The sequence below is a fragment of the Salinicola sp. RZ23 genome (genome assembly GCF_003206675.1).
In the GTDB taxonomy this organism is placed as follows: Bacteria; Pseudomonadota; Gammaproteobacteria; order Pseudomonadales; family Halomonadaceae; genus Salinicola; species Salinicola endophyticus.
Genome location: NZ_PZJK01000007.1, coordinates 149,705 through 166,960 on the forward strand (window position 1 = coordinate 149,705; position 17,256 = coordinate 166,960).

Here is a 17,256-nt window from a genome sequence, read left to right on the forward strand (position 1 = left end):
CAGATCGGGGCTATCGACCATGGTCTATAGCCTCGTCGAGCACAGGCTTGAGGATAGCGGTAGTGGACGGTGACGGTACCGAGGTCAGGCCTCGAGCAGATAACGCGCCGCCGCCTCATCGGTCACCAGCCCCTTGAGCCAGCCGCCACGCAGAGCGCTCAGGATCGCCGGGCCCTTGTCGCGGCCACCAGCCAGGCCGATCAGCGGCTGGGCACCGAGCTCGGCCAGCGGCAGACTGGTGATGCGCCGGGTCAGCGGGCAGTCGATCAGCTCGCCGGCCAGGTTCATCGGCCAGCCCAGCAGCTCGCCCACGGCCCCCGCCTCGAGCAGCTCCTCGAGTTCGCCCCGGCTGATGAAGTGGTCCTGGAACAGCGTCGCCTGCGGGTCGATACGACCGATCCCGATCACCCCGGCCTGGGCCTGACGGGCCACCGAAAACACCGCCTGCACCAGCGGCTGCGCCAGCAGCACCGACTTCTCCTCGACCGAGGCAGCGACCACCGGGGCCGGCAGCAGAAAGCGACTGGCGCCGACCTTGTCGGCCAGCATCATCACCCCATCGTAGCGGTTGGAGGAGCCATCACGCGCGACGTTGCCCACCAGAGAAACGATGCGGTGCTGCGGGCGTGCCATCACCCCCAGCGCTTCCACCGCGGCGCGCACCGAGCGCCCGGTGCCGAGGCACAGCGTCAGCGGCTCCTGGCGTTCGAGCAGCCCGGCCAGGCGCTCCGCCCCGGAGGGGGCGAGGAAAGCGGCGTTGCCGCCGATCGCATCGGGGCCGCTGGGCACCACATCGCAGAAGGCCAGATCGAAGCGCGCGCGAATGGCATCGCCCATCGCCATGCAGCCGGAGATCGGATGGTCGATGCGGATCTTGACCAACCCCTCCTCCCGGGCCAGCGCCAGCAGCCGCTGCACGCCGGGACGCGACACCCCCAGCTGGGCGGCGATCTCGTCCTGGGTGCGCCCGCCGACGTAGGAGAGCCACGCCGCACGGGCCGCCTGTTCACGCTTCAGTTCGTGTTTGTCCATGATCCGTCTTACCTGTGCCCGAGCCGGGTGCGTCGCAAGGGATCATCTCAACCTCGCCTCACCGGTGGCAAATGCGATACCCGTGGCGCCCGCTCAGTCGGACTTCTCCAGCTGCGCCGAGACCGGCGATGCCGGCAGCCAGACATCGGCGGCGAGGCCGCCCAGAGGGGCGCGATCCAGGGTCAGCTCGCCGCCGTAGAGCGCCATCAGATCCTCGACGATCGCCAGACCCAGCCCCGAGCCGGCGGCACTGGTGTCGAGTCGCACCCCACGCGCCAATGCCGATTCGCTCTGCGCCCGGGTCATCCCGGGGCCGTCGTCCTCGACCCGCAGACGCACGCCGTGCTCGACCTGGCGCACCACCAGGCTGACCCGCGCCCCGGCCCAGCGCAGCGCGTTCTCGAGCAGATTGCCGACCAGCTCCTGCAGGTCCTGGGGATCGATGCGCGCCGTCGCGGTGGGATCGATCTGCGCCTCGAAGCCGACGCCGCGGCGCTCGGCGAGGCGCGACAGCCCCTGCACCACCGGCGCCACCGCTTCAGCGATGGTGACCCGCCCGGCGAAGGCCAGCCCGCCGGCGGCGGAGGCGCGCGCCAGATGGTGACGCACGGCGTCGTCGATCCGCGAAAGCTCGGTGTTGATCGGCTGGCGCTGCTCGGCGGGGAAGCGCTCGGCCAGGGTCTTGAGCACGCTCACCGGGGTCTTCAACGCATGCGCCAGATTGCCCGCGGCGGCGCGGCCACGCTCGATCAGGCGGCGGTCGCGCTCGAGCACGCTGTTCATCGCCAGCGCCAGCTCTTCGAGCTCGACGGGTAGCTGGGTGTCCAGCCGCTCGGCCTCGCCCTCCTCCACCGCGCGCAGGTTGGCCGACATGCGCCGCAGTGGCGCCAGGCCCCAGCGCATCTGCAGCGCCAATCCGGCCAGCAGCAGCACGGCAAAGGTGGCCAGCGAGATGATCAACAGGCGCTCGAAGCGCCCCACTTCCCGGTCGAGTTCGCGGGTGGAGCCGGCCAGGGCGACACGGATCACCTTGGGGTGGCCGGGCACGCGGATATCACGCTCGATCATGCGCAGAGGCTCGTCGCGCGGGCCGGTGATGGCGAACACGTTGACGCCATTCTCCGGCTTGGGAGTGGGCAGGCGCTGATCCCACAACGAGCGCGAGGTGAGGGTCAGATCCCCCTCGTCGGTCACCTGCCAGTACCAGCCGGAGTAGACCCGCTCGAAGCGCGCATCCCCCAGCGAGCGATTGAGCCGCAGATGCTGGCCCATCCCATAGACCTGAATGCCCGCCAGCAGTGCATTGAGCTGGGACTCCAGGCGGCTGTCGAAGGAGGCCGTGGCCGACTCGCGGAAGTTGTAGGTGAGGCCGAAACCGGCCAGCGGCAGCAGCACCACCACCAGCACCAGTGACGCCAGCAGCAAGCGGGTGCCGAGGGGCGCGCAGCGCAGCCGGTGCTTGCTCCGAATCAGACGCGAGAGCCGGCTGGCGCTCAAGCCTCGGCCTCGAGGTCGACCAGCCGGTAGCCCTGACCGCGCAGCGTCTCGATCCGCGCGCGGCCGAACTTGCGCCGCAGACGGCTGATCTGCACGTCGATGACGTTGGAGTCAGGCTCGTGGTCGCGGTTGTAGACGTGTTCGGAGAGTTCGGCGCGGCTGACGATGCGCGGCGAGGCGTGCATCAGGTAGGAGAGCAGGCGCGACTCCTGGGCGGTCAGGGTGATCGGCCGCCCGGCCAGGGTGACGCTGCCGGTATGGGTATCCAGGGTCAGCTCACCGACCCTTAGCACCGGATGCGAGTGGCCGTGGCTGCGCCGCACCAGGGCGCGCAGGCGGAACAGGATCTCGGCGGTCTCGAACGGTTTGACCACGTAGTCGTCGGCGCCGGCGGAGAAGCCCGCGGCCTTGTCCGACCAGCGCTCGCGGGCGGTCAGTACCAGCACCGGGAGGTCGATCTCATCCTCGCGCCACTGCGACAGCCAGCGGGTGCCATCACCGTCCGGCAAACCGAGATCGAGAATCAGCGCATCGTAGCGTTCGGTACGCACCAGATAGTCGGCCTCGCTGCCGGTGGTGGTCGACTCCATCAACAGACCGGCCTCCTCCAGCGCCGACACCAGCGCGTCGGCGAGCGCCGCGTCATCCTCGACCAGCAGTACCTTCATACATCGACTCCCATCCCACGACTCCCTTCACTGGCTCACGGCGTCTTCTTCATGGCCTCGATATTAACGCCTTCGATGCTGAGTAGCTCGCCGGTCGTGGCATCGAACTCGAACTCCACCACCTGGCCCTGGGGGCCGATCATCTCCACCTCGTACTCGATGCTGCCGTGGCCATGGTCCTGCTCCAGCTCGACTTCGAGGATCTGCCCCTCGAAACGCGCCTCGAGCCAGTCCATGATCGTGGTCATCGGCACCAGATGGCCGGCCTTGACCTCCTTGTGGAGATCGTGCCAGTCCTGGTTCGCCGTATCGGCATCGTCATCCGCCGCCGACACGGGCACCAGCGCGCCGCTGGCCAGGCACGGCAGGATGATCAGGAGAGCGATAACGTTGCGCATTTTCATGCCCGCAGTCTGCCCCATCGGCGATGAACCAAGAATGAACGCCAGCCGCGCCGGCGTGGGCCTGAGGCGATGAACCGCAGATGAACGGCACTGTCAGTCCCGGGCAAGGTCGCCCGGCGTATAACGAGAGTACAGGGCGTTCGCTGCGCGGCGCCCGCTGCCAGATAGACAGGGAGAACTGCCATGAAATATCGTCTCTGGATGTTGCCCGCTGTCGCCATGGGTTGCGGCCTGAGTACCGGCGCCATGGCCAACGATGGCACCCTTTCCTACGCTGAACTCGATGGGCTGCTCGGCAAGGCCGAACAGTACGGTTTCAGCCGCTACGAAAAACTCGACATCGACCGCGACGACAATGTGCTGGAAGTCGAGGGCTGGCGCAACGATGGCTGGGAGCTGGATATCTCGATGCAGCTCGACGACGCCAGCCTGACCCGCGAGAGTCAGCGCCGTTCCAGCGTGCCCGACTGGAGCCTCACCGGCGACCAGCTGCGTCAGGCGCTGAGCCTGGCCCAGGCCCGCGGGATGCAACGCTTCGACGAACTCGAGGTCGATAGTAATGGGCACGTCGAGATCGAAGGCTACGACGCCAATCGTCACGACCTCGATCTCGACCTGCGCCGCGACGCACTGAACGCCACCGGAGAGACCCGATGACCGATCATCGCCAACAGCAGCAAAACGCCGCCTGGCGCGCCGCGCAGCAGTGGCGCGAGCGGGTCAACCAGACACGCCCCGGCCAGGGCGCGAGCGGCCTGAGAATGCTCTTCACCTGGCTGCTCTTCGGGATCATGCTGTTCGTCGGCACCCTGCTGGGGCTGTTCTTCCTGATCGTCGGCTGGGCCATGCTGCCTTTCCTGCGCCACCGCATGAAAAAACGCGCCGAGCAGGTGCGCGCCTCCCGCGCCCAGTACGCCGGCGGCAGCGCCGACCATACCGAGCCCGGCGGCGAGCCCCGCAGCCAGCGTGTGCTGGAGGGCGAGTACGAGGTGCGCTCCGAGCGCTGAGGCGACCCTTGCCGTAGCCCCCACCTTCCGCTCCGGCCGCGCCGACGTCACGAGTCTCACGGCGTTGGCGCGGTCGCGCCACCTCCCGCGGCCGCCCATGGGCTGTGCCACTCCCTCCCCTGCCCCGTCAGCCAGCAAGCCTGCCGTATCCCCCTTACTACACCCCCACACAAGACCTCCACACGACACGCCCCGGACCACGACGAGCGCGAGCAGCGTGACGTGCGACATCTTTCATACCTGCAAGTACTAGACTTTTGCGCTATTTACAAAAAGTCACACTGCCAGCCAAATCGACAACATCCCGTAGCGTATCAAGCCGCTTGGCATGCCAGAGCGGCAATTCCGGGATGGAGCAACCCAACTCGATCGCGACGCAGGTGTTCTCAATGAAAAAAATCTGGATCCAATCTCTGGCGTACTGTGGCGCGATGGGTGCCGCACTCCTCGCTTCGCCCGCCTTTGCCAAGGATGTCAGCGCGTGTCTGATCACCAAGACCGATACCAACCCCTATTTCGTGACCATGAAGAAGGGGGCCGAACAGAAGGCGAATGAACTGGGGGTGGCGCTGAAAACCTATGCCGGCAAGTACGACGGTGACAACCAGGGACAAGTCGACGCCATTGAAACCTGCATCGCCGATGGCGTCGACGGCATCTTGATCACCCCGTCGGACACCAAGGCGATCCTACCCGCCATCCAGAGAGCGCGTCAGGCCGGCCTGATGATTGTCGCCCTCGATACCAAGCTGCAGCCGGCCAGCGCCGCCGATGCGACCTTCGCCACCGACAACTTCGAGGCCGGCAAGCTGATCGGCGAGTGGGCCAAGCAGCACATGGGCGATGAGCAAGCGCATATCGCATTCCTGGATCTGGCGGTCAGTCAACCCTCCGTGGGCGTACAGCGCGATCAGGGGTTCATGCAGGGCTTCGGCATCGATATCAAGGACCCCAACCGTTGGGGTGACGAGGACGATCCGCGCATCGTCGGCCACGACCTGAGCTACGGTGCCGAAGATCGCGGACGCACGGCGATGGAAAACCTGTTGCAGAAGGAGCCGAACATCAACCTGGTCTACACCATCAACGAACCCGCAGCGGCCGGCGCCTATCAGGCACTCAAGTCGGTGGGATTGCAGGATCAGGCGACTATCGTCTCCATCGATGGCGGCTGCCCGGGGGTGAAGAACGTTCAGGAAGGCATCATCGGCGCCACGTCGCAGCAGTACCCGCTACTGATGGCGTCGAAAGGTATCGAGGCGGTCAAGACCTACGTGGAAACCGGCGAGAAACCTCAGAACAGCCCGGGCCTGGACTTCACCAATACCGGAGTCAACCTGGTCACCGACCAACCGGTCGAGGGCGTCGAGTCCATCAGTACGGAAGAAGGTCTGAAGCGCTGCTGGGGCTGAAGCCATCGCAAGACAGGATGCGCCACCGCTGAGATGCGCGCCATCTCCTACCCCCTACCATGATCGGGCAGCGCAGCGGCAGCCTGTCACCAGGGCGTCGCTGCGCTCACGCAGACCAACCACGCCACATCAGGGTGACCCGCTCACCGCGGTAATCGAGCGCCTCCTGCGCCTGCCAGCCCTGGCGGGCATAGAGCGCCTGCTGGTCGGGGGTATAGAGATAGCAGCCGGAGCAGCCCGCCGCGCGCGCTTCCTCGGCCACGCGCTCGACCAGCGCTGAGGCAATCCCCCGTCCGCGCCACGCCGACGGCACGAACACCGACGCCAGCCACGGCGTCAGCTCGGGGCGCGTATCCAGATCGCTGGCGGTGAGGCTGGCGGTGCCCACCGGGATCTCACGCCCCGCCTCCTCGGCGAGCGCGACGAACACCGAGGGCACGCCCTGCTCCCCACACTGTCGCCGCATGTCATCACGCCACTGCGGCCAGCTCTCCTCCGGGTAGCGCGCCCCCCAGGCGGTGTAGGTCCAGCGCGCCAGCGTCTCGAGATGGGGGGAGTCGGGGCGCAGGCGGCGCAGCACGGGCAGTGACGAGGGCATCTGAGATTCCTGAAGACGTTAGCGGTGCGACGCCCCCAACCCTAGGGTTGGTACGGAAAGTCCGCGAGCGTAGGCCGTTTTCGTATCCAGCCTATCACGGCGAGCGGCAGCGACTGGCCTCGTCTCACGCCTTCTTGACGAATTCCGACTTGAGCTTCATGGCACCGATGCCATCGATCTTGCAGTCGATGTCGTGGTCGCCGTCGACCAGGCGAATACTCTTGACCTTGGTCCCCACTTTCACCACCAGCGAGGAACCCTTGACCTTGAGGTCCTTGATCACGGTGACGCTGTCGCCATCGGCCAGCGGCGTACCATTGGCATCCACGATCGCGGGGGTATCGCCGGCGCTCTCCGCCTCGGCTTCGCCGGACCATTCGTGACCACACTCGGGGCAGACATAGAGGTTCATGTCGGCGTAAGTGTAGGTCGAGGCGCACTGCGGGCAGGGGGGCAACTCACTCATATCAAGATCCATGGCGATGGCGACGACCCCACGACACCGGGCTAGGGAGCCAGCAGGTGTACGCCGGGTGCTGTCTGACGATTGGGGGCGCGATTGTAATCCCCTCACACGCCCCTGCCCAGCGCCTGGCGGCTGGCAGCGACGCTTTGTCGCGCGGCCGACGTGACCTCAGTGCCCCGCACGCCCGAGCCCACACAGGTTATGCTGGGCACGCCGCTCGCCCGCGACCGGCACCCTTTTTTGGCATCTGCCGCGTCGTCATCCGTCCACAGGAGCCCCCATGCTGACCTTCCATACCGCCGACACCCAGCTCCGCCATCCCCGCAGCGAACTCCACGGCGGCCAGTTGGTGACCCCGTTCGAGTGCCCCGAACGGGTGGAGATCATTCTCGCTCGGATTCGCGCCGCGGCCCTTGGCGAGGTGCGCGACCCGGAACGCCGCGGGCTGGCGGGTGTGCTCGAGATCCATGACGCCGCTTATGTCGAGTTCCTGGAGAACCTGTGGGACAACTGGCAGGCCGAAGGCCACGGCGGAGAGCCGATCCCCAGCATCTGGCCGGCGCGCACCCTGCGCGGCGACCGTATTCCCGACAATCTCGAGGGGCGTCTCGGCTACTACGCCCTGGCGGCGGAAACCTCGGTCTGCGCCGGCACCTTCCGTGCCGCGCTGGCGAGCAAGGATATCGCGCTGGCCGCCACCGACCAGGTGCTCGCCCACGGCGGCGGCGCCTTCGGACTGTGCCGCCCCCCCGGCCACCACGCCGCCCGCGATCAGTTCGGTGGCTACTGCTTCTTCAACAATGCCGCAATCGCTGCCCAGCACGCCCGTGACCACGGTGTCGCGCGGGTCGCCATCCTCGATGTCGACTTCCACCACGGCAACGGCACCCAGGAGATCTTCTACACCCGCGACGACGTGCTGTTCGCCTCGATCCATGGCGACCCGGCGCTGGAGTTCCCCTACTACCTGGGCTATGCCGACGAGACCGGCAGCGGCCGCGGCGCCGGCTTCACCCTCAACTACCCGCTGCCGCCGGGCACCGGCTACCCGCGCTGGCGCCAGGCGCTGGAGGACGCCCTGGCGCGTATCCAGACGTTCGGCGCCGAGTTGCTGATCGTCTCCCTGGGGGTCGATACCTTCGCCCAGGATCCGATCAGCTCGTTCACCCTAGAAAGCGACGACTTCAGCGACTACGGCGGCCTGCTCAAGCGCACCGGCCTGCCTACGGTGTTCCTGCTCGAAGGTGGCTATGCCGTGGAGGAGATCGGGGTCAATGTGGTCAATGTGCTGAGCGGCTTCGACGCCGGCTGATACGCCGCCCCGAAGTGCTCCATTCAAGACTGGCGGGCACCCTTCAGACCAAAAAAAGCCCGCGCAAGAGGGGGGATGCGCGGGCGAGGCGGGGTGTTACCTAGGAGATGCGTCTCAGACGCGACTCGAACGACGACTACCAAGGAATGTGCAATCAGTGCTTCATTCGATAGGGAATAGATTAGCACCCTTATATTTCACACGCAACACAACGCCCGCCTCCCAACATCATCGCCGTTTCGGCCCCGGGAACGCATCCTCCCCTGACGGTGTATCTTGCGCTGACGGAGCATCGTGCGCTGATTGAACATCTTGCGCTGATTGAGCGTCGTGCGCTGGACCGGCACTCTCTCTGGCCGCCTCGACAGGTACATGATGCGTCTCCAGCTCCTGGCGATGCGTGCGCAGCTCGGCGCGCAGCGCCTCGATCTCCGTCTGCAGCTCACTGACCTGTTCGATCATGTGGCGCATCATGCGCCGGTTGGCCTTGTGCTGGCGCGACTCTGACTCCCCCTGATCCTCGACGAACAGCGAGCTGACATAGGCCGCGAAACTCCCGAACAGACCCACGCCACAGACCATCAGCAGGACAGCGACGATCCTCCCCAGGGTGGTCACCGGGTAGTAGTCGCCGTAGCCCACGGTGGTCACCGTGACGATCGCCCACCACAGCGCATCCTCGGCCGTATTGATCGGACTGTGCGGATCGGGGGCCTCGACCAGCAGCACCGTCACCGCACTCACCACCACCAGCAGCACGGTCGCCGTGGCGACGGAGGCAAGCACACCTTCGGCGCGGTTGCGAAACAGCAGCTGCCAGATCAGCTCCATCGAACGCAGCGCGCGCAGCACCCGCAGCACCTGCACCACACGCGCCAGCCGCGCCGCCTGGAACCAGCCGGCAGGGATACACGAGAGCAGATCGAGCCAGCCCCAGCGCATGTAGCGCCACTTGCTCGGCGCGCGGTAGAAGCGCAGACAGAAATCGATGAAGAAGACCACGCAGACCAGATAGTCGAGGTAGCCGATCAGCCGCTCGATCTCCGGTGGCAGGTGCAGGAAGGCGCTCGCGAACAGCGCCGCGAGTACGTAGAACGAGATTGCCAGCACGAAGAGCTGAAAGGGAGAGACATGCTGTTTCATGGGCCATCCGCAGACGATGACGACGAGGATGTCGGTGCCGCGCACGCGTCAGCCGACGTCGACAGGCTCGGGACAGCGCTGCACCGCCCGAGCCGCCTCACTCGACCAGTGCCACGCGGCCTAGATCAGGCAGGCCCCACCCGTCAGGCAGAGCAGGGGTTGGCGGCCTTGAGCTGGGTGAAGTTGGTGACGAAGGTCTCCATCTTCTCCGCGTCGTAGGCTTGCAAGCCGCTGATCACCAGCTTCTTGGAGCCGGTACCCACCGCGCGCCCCTGGCAGCGCATGCGAAACTCCAGCAGTGCCTCGCCGCGCTTGCCCTTGACGTCGAGCTCGGCCCCGGCGAATTCGAGATCGAGATCGCAGGGGTCGTGATCTTCGAGGCTGAAGCCCATGCTGTCGTAGATCACCAGCGGACGCTGGGGGTTGAACATGACCCCCTTGTCTTCGAGCAGCGGCTTCAGATAGTGCGGGAAGTTGCGCCCGGAAAACGCCACGTAACGCCGGGTAAACGTCTCCACCGTGGCCGGGTCGCGCAGCGTCCAGCCCTCGCGCTCGACGCGCAGGTACTGCTTGCCGGCGGCGTCCTCGACGCTCACCGTGCCGGCACCATCCTCGACGAAGTGCAGCGGCACGCGGTCGCCGACCATGCCACAGAAGTGGAAGGTCATCCGCTGCGACAGCCCGTAGTGCGACAGCACCAGTGCGAACAGCAGATCGCCGGGCACGCAGAAGCGCCGCGCACAGGGGTCGTGGATCGGATTGTAATCGCCGGCGATTTCGCGGGCGAACCGGCTGGCCTGCTCCGCAGAGATGCAAAAGTGGCCGGCGTCGGTAGAATGAAACTCGTCGAGAAACATGGGCAATCGACCTGCAAGTCGAGTGACTGGCTCCGGAGCATTGATCAAGACGCGCTTTTTACCACAAGCCATCTCCAAGTTCAGCGCCGCATTAACGTTTTGCGACAAATAATAGCTCAGGGTCCGTCGAGATTCCCATCGCGACCGCGACATCGTGTCGTTTCCGCAGCAGGAGGCGGCGCAGCGAATGAAGTTGTCGGAGGCCTGCAGCATGCGCCTCGAGGGCCCGGCACCTCTGACGCTCAGCGTCTCGACAGGCCCCCGATTCGCCCATCGAACCCGCCAGGATGCCGCCATGTCCCAGACCATGCCGCCCGCGACGTCGCCCTGCCCCTGTGGCAGCGGCCGCAACTACGCCGACTGCTGCCAGCCGCATCATCTCGGTGAGACCCTGCCGGCCACGCCCGAGGCACTGATGCGTTCGCGTTACTCAGCCTTTGCACTCGGCAACCTGGGATACTACCTGTATCACACCTGGGACCCGGATACCCGTGACAAGGCGCTGACCCCCGAGCTGCTCGACCAGCGCGACTGCGACTGGCTGGGCCTGGAGATCATCGAGAGCAGCGCCCGCGGCAGTCAGGGCACGGTGACGTTCAAGGCGTACTACCGTCCGCTGAATCCGGCACCGGGTGCCAAGCAGGCCATGCTTCACGAGCGCTCGCGCTTCCGCCGCCGCCAGGGGCGCTGGCGCTATCTGGACGGTGAGATCGACCCCGCACCCGCCAGCGCAAGCCCCCAGCGCAACGCCCCCTGCCCCTGCGGCAGCGGCAAGAAGGCCAAGCGCTGCTGCCACCCCTGAACCCAGGCGCGACCATACCAACGGCCCTGTCAGCGACCCTGCCAGCGGCAGATGGCGAGCTGGCAGGCGGGCCAAGGCGCGACTAGGCTGCTTACTCGTTACCCGACGCCGCCCCGCCCTGGACCCATGTGGCCCTGGCCGGCAGACACGATGGCAGATACAGCAGGCAGATGAAGATTCTGGACGACGCGACACAGACGCTCTCGACACAGACCCTGGCGCACCTGCAGCAGCGGCTGGGCGACTGGCTCGGCCTGCCCGGATGGATCCTGCTGCCGGCCGCCATCGTGATCCTCGCCGCGGTCATCGACCTGGTGCTCTACTTCGTGCTCGGCCGGCTGGAGCAGCGCCTGGTGCGCTCGCCGCGGCGCTGGGACGATCCTTTCCTGCACGCCCTGCGACTGCCACTGCGCTGGTGGATCTGGATCAGCGCGCTGATGATCAGCGCCGGGGTGATCGGTTCGCACCTCGGGGTGACCGAGCTCACCGGTTTCCTGTTCAAGAGCGGCGCCCTGATCACCCTGCTGCTGCTGGCCTGGAGCGGCATCCGCCTGATCCGGCGGCTCGAGCAACGCCTGGTGTTCCCGCCGGTCAACTGCCGCGCGCGGCCGGTCGACCAGACCTCGGCGTCGGCGCTGACCAAGATCGTCGGCGCGGTACTGATCGTCACCCTGATCCTGATCGGGCTGCAGATTCTGGGCGTGTCGATGTCGAGCATCCTCGCCATGGGCGGCTTCGGCGGCCTGGTGATCGGCTTCGCTGCCCGCGACGTCATGGCCAACTTCTTCGGCGGCATGGTGGTTCACCTGGACAAGCCGTTCGTGGTCGGCGACTGGATTCGCTCCCCCGACCGCGAGATCGAAGGCATGGTCGAGGACATCGGCTGGCGTCTGACCACCATTCGCACCTTCGCCGGGCCGCCGCTCTACGTGCCCAACGCCTGGTTCAGCCAGATTTCGGTGGAGACCCCCACACGCATGGTCAACCGCCGGCTGTGGGAGACCGTAGGTCTGCGCTATCAGGATGCCGGCGCCATCGAAGCGATCACCGGCGACATCCGCCAGCTGCTCAAGAACCACGAAGAGATCGACCAGAACGAGCTGATCACGGTCAACTTCACCACCTTCGGCCAGTACGCGCTCGAACTCATGATCTATGCCTTCACCCGCGAGACCGACTGGCAACGCTTCCATGAGATCAAGCAGGAGATCCTGCTGCGGGTGCGCGACATCATCGAGGCGCGCGGCGCCGAGCTGGCCCTGCCCGCCTCCCGGCTCTATCTGCCCGAGGGCGTCGGCGTGCGCCGCGATGGCGACGCCGACGTGTCGTCGACGACAGAGCAAGAGCATGAGAGCGACCGTCAGCCTGAGAGTGAACGTGGCCAGACGGATGATGCACCCCACGGCGAGCGTGCGTCGTCTGGCACGACAAGAGGCCGCGCGACAGGCAAGGAGACACGGAGCGACGAGACGCCGGGCAAGGAGGCGCAGGATTACGAGAAGCGTCGCGACACCACCGCCAAGGGTGCCCGTGCCCGCCCGGGCCCGAGCGATGATGACACCGGCTCCGGCGACGCCGACGCCTGAATCGGCGTTGGTACCTCATCGCAGCCGGGGCGTCAGGCCTCCCCGCGCAGGGCCAGCCAGCGCTGGGCCAACCACCCACCCGCCCGCGCGATCTCGGCCGGCGTCGCCCCGGCGTAGCCGAGTACCAGCCCCGCCTCGACGGGCGGTCGCAGATAATAGTGCGACAGCGGCGAGAGCAGAATGTCTGCCGCCGCGGCCTGCTCGACCAGGGCGCGCTCCTCGGCGAGGGTGTCGAGCCGCGCCACCAGATGCATGCCCGCCTGCCCCGCCGACAGCACCAGGCCGCGTGCCACCGCCGGCGCCAACGCTTCGCGCAGCGCGGCCTGGCGGTGCCGATAGCATTCACGCATCTGCGCCACATGGCGCGCGAAGTGCCCTTCGTGGATGAAGTCGGCCAGTGCCGCCTGTACCAGGTACTGCCCTTCCCGGTGCAGCCGCGCGTTGGCGCGCCGGAACGGCTCGACCAGCGCCTCCGGCAGCACCAGATAGCCCAGCCGCATGCCCGGATAGAGCACCTTGCTGAAGGTGCCCACATAGATCACCGGTGACGCCTCGATCAGCCCCTGCAGCGAAGCGATCGGCGCACTGGCGTAGCGGAACTCGCTGTCATAGTCGTCTTCGATGATCCAGGCCCGGTGGCGCCGAGCCAGTGCCAGCAGCGCCATGCGCCGGGCCAGCGGCAGCGTCACCCCGCAGGGGTACTGGTGCGACGGTGTCACGTAGATCAGTCGCGGCGCGGGGGTCTGCGCCGGCAGCGCCGCCACGTTCATCCCCTCGGCGTCGACCGGCACCGGTTCTAGCGCGAGCCCGGCCGAGACGAAGCAGGATTGCGCCCCGCCATAGCCGGGCTCCTCCATCCACAGCGTATCGCCGACATCCGCCAGCAGCCTGGCCACCAGCTCGAACCCCTGCTGGGCGCCCTGGGTGATCAGGATCTGCCCGGGGTGGCAGCGCACCGAGCGCGACAGCCGCAGGTAGTCGCACAGCGCATCGCGCAGCGCGCTCACCCCGCCCTGGCTCTGATAGTCGAACCACGCCGTCGGCGCGCGCTGCTGGTGCCGCCGCAGCAGCCGCTGCCAGCGCTCCCGCGGGAAACGGTCCAGCGCCGGGACACCGGGCGCGAAAGCGCTATGGCGGCCACTCAGGGTGCGGTCGAAATCGAGAATGCGGGTGCCGCGGGCGGAGAGTGGCGGCGGCGCCTCGACCTCGCGGCAAGGGGGCAACGGCGGCGGTGACTGCCACTCGGCGACGAACACCCCCGAGCCCGGTTGCGCCTGGAGAAAACCCTCGGCCACGAGACGCTCCACCGCCCCCAGCACCGTATTGCGCCCGATCCCCAACGCCGCCGCCAGCCGCCGCGAGGCCGGCAACTGACTGCCCGGCGCCAGCGCGCCGTCCTGGATCGACTCGCGCAGCGCCGCATAAAGCCGCTGGCCCAGGGTGGGCGAGGAGAGCGACGACACGCCTTGTGCCGCGACGGGTGAATCGGTGTGAGGCGCAGACCCGGCGAGCTTCAAGCCGAGCGCTTCGATGATCCACAGCTGATGCGCCTGGGATGCGGACATTGGTTCCCTCACTCTGGTAATAACTGGCTCTTACCAAGGAACCACTATGCCGCCACACTCCGTTCAAGTCACTGCCCGGAGCCGCAGCATGCCAACGTTCGCCTTCTCGACCTCGATCGACCTCGCCACCGCCGCGGAGATCCCCGAGCTGACGCCCCTGGTCGACGCCTACCGACGCTTCTATCGCCAGCCCGGCGACCTGGAGGGCGCCCGCGCCTTTCTCGCCCAGCGCTTCGCCAAGGGGGACGCCCATCTGCTGCTGGCGCGCGATACCCCTGGCCGCGCCCGCGGCTTCGTGCAGCTGTTCCCGGTGCCCTCGACCACCAGCCTGGCGATCCGCTGGATACTCAACGACCTGTTCGTCGATCCCGAGGCGCGCGGCCAGGGGATGGGCAGCGATCTGCTGCGCGCGGCACGCCAGCTTGCCCGTGACCATGGCGTGACCCAGTTGATGCTGCGGACCCAGGTCGAGAACCACACCGCGCAGTCGCGCTACCACGACCTCGGCTGGCAGCGGGACGAGGCGTTCTTCACTTATTTGTTGAATACGGACTGTTGAATACGGGCTGTTGAATACGGACTGTCGCATACCAACTGCTGAACACCGGATACCCTGCCGACGGAGAGACACGGCCATGAACGACATCACGACGCCCCCAGCGACCTCCCGGGTGCTGGAAGTCCCGCCCTCGGAGCCCGCGATCTCCGCTGCGGCCATGCGCGACAAGCTCGGCCTGCACACCGATGCCTGGGATCTGGCCCAGGATCTCGCCAACGCCATCGAGACGCTGGTGGTGATCGATACCCGCTCGCGGTCGCACTACCTGGCCGGGCACATCCCCGGGGCCATCAGCCTGCCGCACGTCGAGATGAGCGACACGAGCCTGGCAGCGCTGGCGCGGGATCGGGTCTACGTCTGCTACTGCGATGGGATCGGCTGCAACGGCTCGACCTGGGGCACGCTCAAGCTGGCCACGGCGGGCTTCACGGTCAAGGAGCTGCTGGGCGGCCTGGACTTCTGGCAGCGCGACGGGCATCCCCTGGCCAGCGGCCCCGAGCCCGGTTCCCTGGCCGCCGCCAAGCTCGCTGCCTGCGGCTGCTGAGGAGAGTCCCCACAATGTCGCCCTCCTGCACCGAGAACCGCCACGGCCAGCCGATCGGTCTGCCGGTGGCCGCCTGGCAACCTGCGCGCCGCCCCGACCACGCCGTGCTGACGGGGCGCTACTGCCGGCTCGAGCCGCTCGACGCGCAGCAACACGCGGCGTCGCTGTGGCAGGCGTGGCGCCATCCCGATCCGGCGCTCGCCGATGACCGCGAGGGCGAAGCGCGCTGGACCTATCTCGGCGGCCGCCCGTTCGCCGACGAGACCGGCTGTCAGGGCTGGCTGCGGACGATGAGTGCGGGCCAGGATCACTGTTGCTACGCAATCATCGATCTCCAGGATGACCAGGTCGTGGGCATGGCCACCTATCTCAACATCGTGCCCGACGACGGCCGGATCGAGATCGGCCATCTCAACTTCTCGCCGCGCATGGCACGCAGCCGCCTCTCCAGCGAAGCGCTGATGCTGCTGATGGCGCACGCCTTCGCCCTGGGCTATCGGCGCCTCGAGTGGAAGTGCGACGCCCTCAATGCCCCCTCGCGCCGGGCAGCCGAGCGGCTCGGCTTTCGCTTCGAGGGGATCTTCCGCCAGCACCGGGTGGTCCAGGGGCGTAACCGCGATACCGCCTGGTTCTCGGTGGTCGATCATGAGTGGCCCGCGCTTCACGCCGTGCACCGGCAGTGGCTCGACCCGGACAACTTCACCGCCGCGGGAGCGCAGCGTCAGCCACTGGCGACCCACCGCCCGCTGCCTGACACATCCGCGGGAGCCTGAGCATGCATCGCCCTGCCCCTTTTCGGCTCGAAGACGGCGACGCCCTGGCGCAAGCCATGGCGCGCGCCCCCTTCGCCACCCTGATCACCCAGGATGCCGATGGCTGGCTGGCCGACCATCTGCCGCTACTGCGGGAGTGCGAGGGCGCGCCTCTAGGCGTGCTGCGTGGCCACATCGCACGAGCCAACCCGCTGGTCGCCGGCGCCACGACCCGCCCGGCGCTGGCGATCTTCCACGGCCCCCAGGCCTACATCACACCGAGCTGGTATCCGGCCAAGCAAGAGCACGGCCGCGTGGTGCCGACCTGGAACTATCAGGTCGTCCACGCCCACGGCACCCTGCGACTGATCGACGATCCGGGCTGGCTGCGCCAGGTCGTGGCCGCACTGAGCGAGCGCTTCGAGCGCGACCGCCACACCCCCTGGTCGATCGACGATGCGCCGGAGGCCTATATCGACGGCATGTGTCGCGGCCTCGTCGGGATCGAGCTGCGCATCGAGCGGCTCGAAGGCCAGCGCAAGGCGAGCCAGCACAAACCCTACGCCGAGCGCGCCGCGATCCAGCGCGGCCTGGTCGAAGAGCGTGGCCTCGACGAGGCCACGGCACGCTGCCTGAGTGGCATGGAGGAGAGCGATGAACGCCACTGATCGGAGTCCGAAGCAACCGCCCCAGCTACCCTGGTCCGAGATCGCCGCCCGGCTGGCCGCAGCGGAGCGCCCGTTCGTAGAGGTCTTCGCCCGCCACGAATTGGTCCTGGAACTGTTCTCTCCCCGCGATATCGACACCCAGACACCCCATGCGCGCGACGAGCTCTATCTGATCGCCAGTGGCAGCGCCGTGCTGAACCGTGATGGCGAGCGGCTGGCAGCGAGCGTCGGCGACGTGCTCTTCGTGCCCAAGGGCATGCCGCATCGCTTCGACACCTTCTCCGCCGACTTCTCGACCTGGGTGCTGTTCTTCGGCCCCGAGTGAGCCGCACCGCTGGACCTCGCCGATCAGCGGCGTAAAATGCGCGGCGTTCATTCCGGTGT

General features: G+C 67.3%; 20 protein-coding genes. 11 read left to right on the forward strand and 9 right to left on the reverse strand.

Annotated elements, in window-relative coordinates; all coding sequences use genetic code 11:
- Positions 1-84 precede the first annotated feature (84 nt).
- From DOM67_RS06890 to DOM67_RS06905, 4 genes are all read right to left on the reverse strand, one after another.
- On the reverse strand, positions 85-1,032 hold the full coding sequence (locus tag DOM67_RS06890) for a sugar-binding transcriptional regulator (RefSeq protein WP_110674906.1): 948 nt from the start codon (positions 1,030-1,032) through the stop codon (positions 85-87).
- A 93-nt stretch (positions 1,033-1,125) separates the two neighbouring features.
- A complete protein-coding gene (locus DOM67_RS06895) occupies positions 1,126-2,529 on the reverse strand; it encodes a HAMP domain-containing sensor histidine kinase (protein WP_232825162.1) in 1,404 nt (467 codons plus the stop codon).
- Entirely contained in the window at positions 2,526-3,197 is a 672-nt protein-coding gene (locus tag DOM67_RS06900) for a response regulator transcription factor (RefSeq protein ID WP_110674907.1), read from the reverse strand. Before DOM67_RS06900 ends, DOM67_RS06895 begins: the two co-directional genes overlap by 4 nt.
- A gap of 35 nt (positions 3,198-3,232) precedes the next feature.
- Positions 3,233-3,601: a PepSY domain-containing protein gene (locus tag DOM67_RS06905; protein ID WP_110674908.1), complete on the reverse strand. Its 369-nt coding sequence runs from the start codon at positions 3,599-3,601 to the stop codon at positions 3,233-3,235.
- Positions 3,602-3,784: 183 nt separating this feature from the next.
- Between DOM67_RS06905 and DOM67_RS06910 the strand changes: the two genes are divergently transcribed.
- The 3 genes from DOM67_RS06910 (at position 3,785) to DOM67_RS06920 (ending at position 6,020) form a co-directional block, all read left to right on the forward strand.
- Entirely contained in the window at positions 3,785-4,258 is a 474-nt protein-coding gene (locus DOM67_RS06910) for a hypothetical protein (protein ID WP_110674909.1), read from the forward strand.
- Positions 4,255-4,608 (forward strand): hypothetical protein, encoded by a 354-nt coding sequence (locus tag DOM67_RS06915; RefSeq protein WP_110674910.1) that lies wholly within the window; start codon positions 4,255-4,257, stop codon positions 4,606-4,608. The genes DOM67_RS06910 and DOM67_RS06915 overlap by 4 nt, the downstream gene beginning before the upstream one ends.
- 350 nt (positions 4,609-4,958) lie before the next feature.
- Positions 4,959-6,020 carry a sugar ABC transporter substrate-binding protein gene (locus tag DOM67_RS06920; protein WP_232825163.1) on the forward strand — a complete coding sequence of 354 codons (1,062 nt, stop codon included), beginning with the start codon at positions 4,959-4,961 and terminating at the stop codon, positions 6,018-6,020.
- Between the two features lie 106 nt (positions 6,021-6,126).
- Here DOM67_RS06920 and DOM67_RS06925 read toward each other — a convergent pair whose 3' ends face one another.
- Entirely contained in the window at positions 6,127-6,618 is a 492-nt protein-coding gene (locus tag DOM67_RS06925; RefSeq protein ID WP_110674911.1) for a GNAT family N-acetyltransferase, read from the reverse strand.
- Between the two features lie 124 nt (positions 6,619-6,742).
- Complete coding sequence (locus DOM67_RS06930) at positions 6,743-7,084, reverse strand: zinc ribbon domain-containing protein YjdM (protein WP_110674912.1); 342 nt, start codon at positions 7,082-7,084, stop codon at positions 6,743-6,745.
- Between the two features lie 280 nt (positions 7,085-7,364).
- Between DOM67_RS06930 and DOM67_RS06935 the strand changes: the two genes are divergently transcribed.
- Positions 7,365-8,396, forward strand: coding sequence for a histone deacetylase family protein (locus DOM67_RS06935; RefSeq protein WP_110674913.1), 1,032 nt, complete (start codon positions 7,365-7,367; stop codon positions 8,394-8,396).
- A 228-nt stretch (positions 8,397-8,624) separates the two neighbouring features.
- On the opposite strand, the gene DOM67_RS06940 is transcribed toward DOM67_RS06935, so the two are convergent.
- Positions 8,625-9,539, reverse strand: coding sequence for an ion transporter (locus DOM67_RS06940; RefSeq protein WP_110674914.1), 915 nt, complete (start codon positions 9,537-9,539; stop codon positions 8,625-8,627).
- Between the two features lie 143 nt (positions 9,540-9,682).
- On the reverse strand, positions 9,683-10,396 hold the full coding sequence (locus DOM67_RS06945; RefSeq protein WP_035474140.1) for a DUF3581 family protein: 714 nt from the start codon (positions 10,394-10,396) through the stop codon (positions 9,683-9,685).
- A gap of 295 nt (positions 10,397-10,691) precedes the next feature.
- Between DOM67_RS06945 and DOM67_RS06950 the strand changes: the two genes are divergently transcribed.
- Complete coding sequence (locus DOM67_RS06950; RefSeq protein WP_198651743.1) at positions 10,692-11,198, forward strand: YchJ family metal-binding protein; 507 nt, start codon at positions 10,692-10,694, stop codon at positions 11,196-11,198.
- A gap of 170 nt (positions 11,199-11,368) precedes the next feature.
- Positions 11,369-12,784, forward strand: a complete 1,416-nt coding sequence (locus DOM67_RS06955) for a mechanosensitive ion channel domain-containing protein (RefSeq protein WP_110674915.1) — start codon at positions 11,369-11,371, stop codon at positions 12,782-12,784.
- 32 nt (positions 12,785-12,816) lie between these two features.
- Here DOM67_RS06955 and DOM67_RS06960 read toward each other — a convergent pair whose 3' ends face one another.
- Positions 12,817-14,349: a PLP-dependent aminotransferase family protein gene (locus DOM67_RS06960; RefSeq protein ID WP_110674916.1), complete on the reverse strand. Its 1,533-nt coding sequence runs from the start codon at positions 14,347-14,349 to the stop codon at positions 12,817-12,819.
- An 88-nt stretch (positions 14,350-14,437) separates the two neighbouring features.
- On the opposite strand from DOM67_RS06960, the gene DOM67_RS06965 reads away from it, so the two are divergent.
- The 5 genes from DOM67_RS06965 to DOM67_RS06985 all read left to right on the forward strand — a co-directional run bounded on the left by DOM67_RS06965 (position 14,438) and on the right by DOM67_RS06985 (position 17,197).
- Positions 14,438-14,908 carry a GNAT family N-acetyltransferase gene (locus DOM67_RS06965; RefSeq protein ID WP_110674917.1) on the forward strand — a complete coding sequence of 157 codons (471 nt, stop codon included), beginning with the start codon at positions 14,438-14,440 and terminating at the stop codon, positions 14,906-14,908.
- Positions 14,909-14,984: 76 nt separating this feature from the next.
- Entirely contained in the window at positions 14,985-15,452 is a 468-nt protein-coding gene (locus DOM67_RS06970; protein WP_110674918.1) for a rhodanese-like domain-containing protein, read from the forward strand.
- 14 nt (positions 15,453-15,466) lie between these two features.
- Positions 15,467-16,225, forward strand: a complete 759-nt coding sequence (locus DOM67_RS06975; protein ID WP_110674919.1) for a GNAT family protein — start codon at positions 15,467-15,469, stop codon at positions 16,223-16,225.
- 2 nt (positions 16,226-16,227) lie between these two features.
- Positions 16,228-16,872, forward strand: a complete 645-nt coding sequence (locus tag DOM67_RS06980; RefSeq protein WP_110674920.1) for an FMN-binding negative transcriptional regulator — start codon at positions 16,228-16,230, stop codon at positions 16,870-16,872.
- Positions 16,859-17,197 carry a cupin domain-containing protein gene (locus DOM67_RS06985; RefSeq protein WP_110674921.1) on the forward strand — a complete coding sequence of 113 codons (339 nt, stop codon included), beginning with the start codon at positions 16,859-16,861 and terminating at the stop codon, positions 17,195-17,197. The genes DOM67_RS06980 and DOM67_RS06985 overlap by 14 nt, the downstream gene beginning before the upstream one ends.
- The last annotated feature ends 59 nt before the right edge of the window (positions 17,198-17,256 follow it).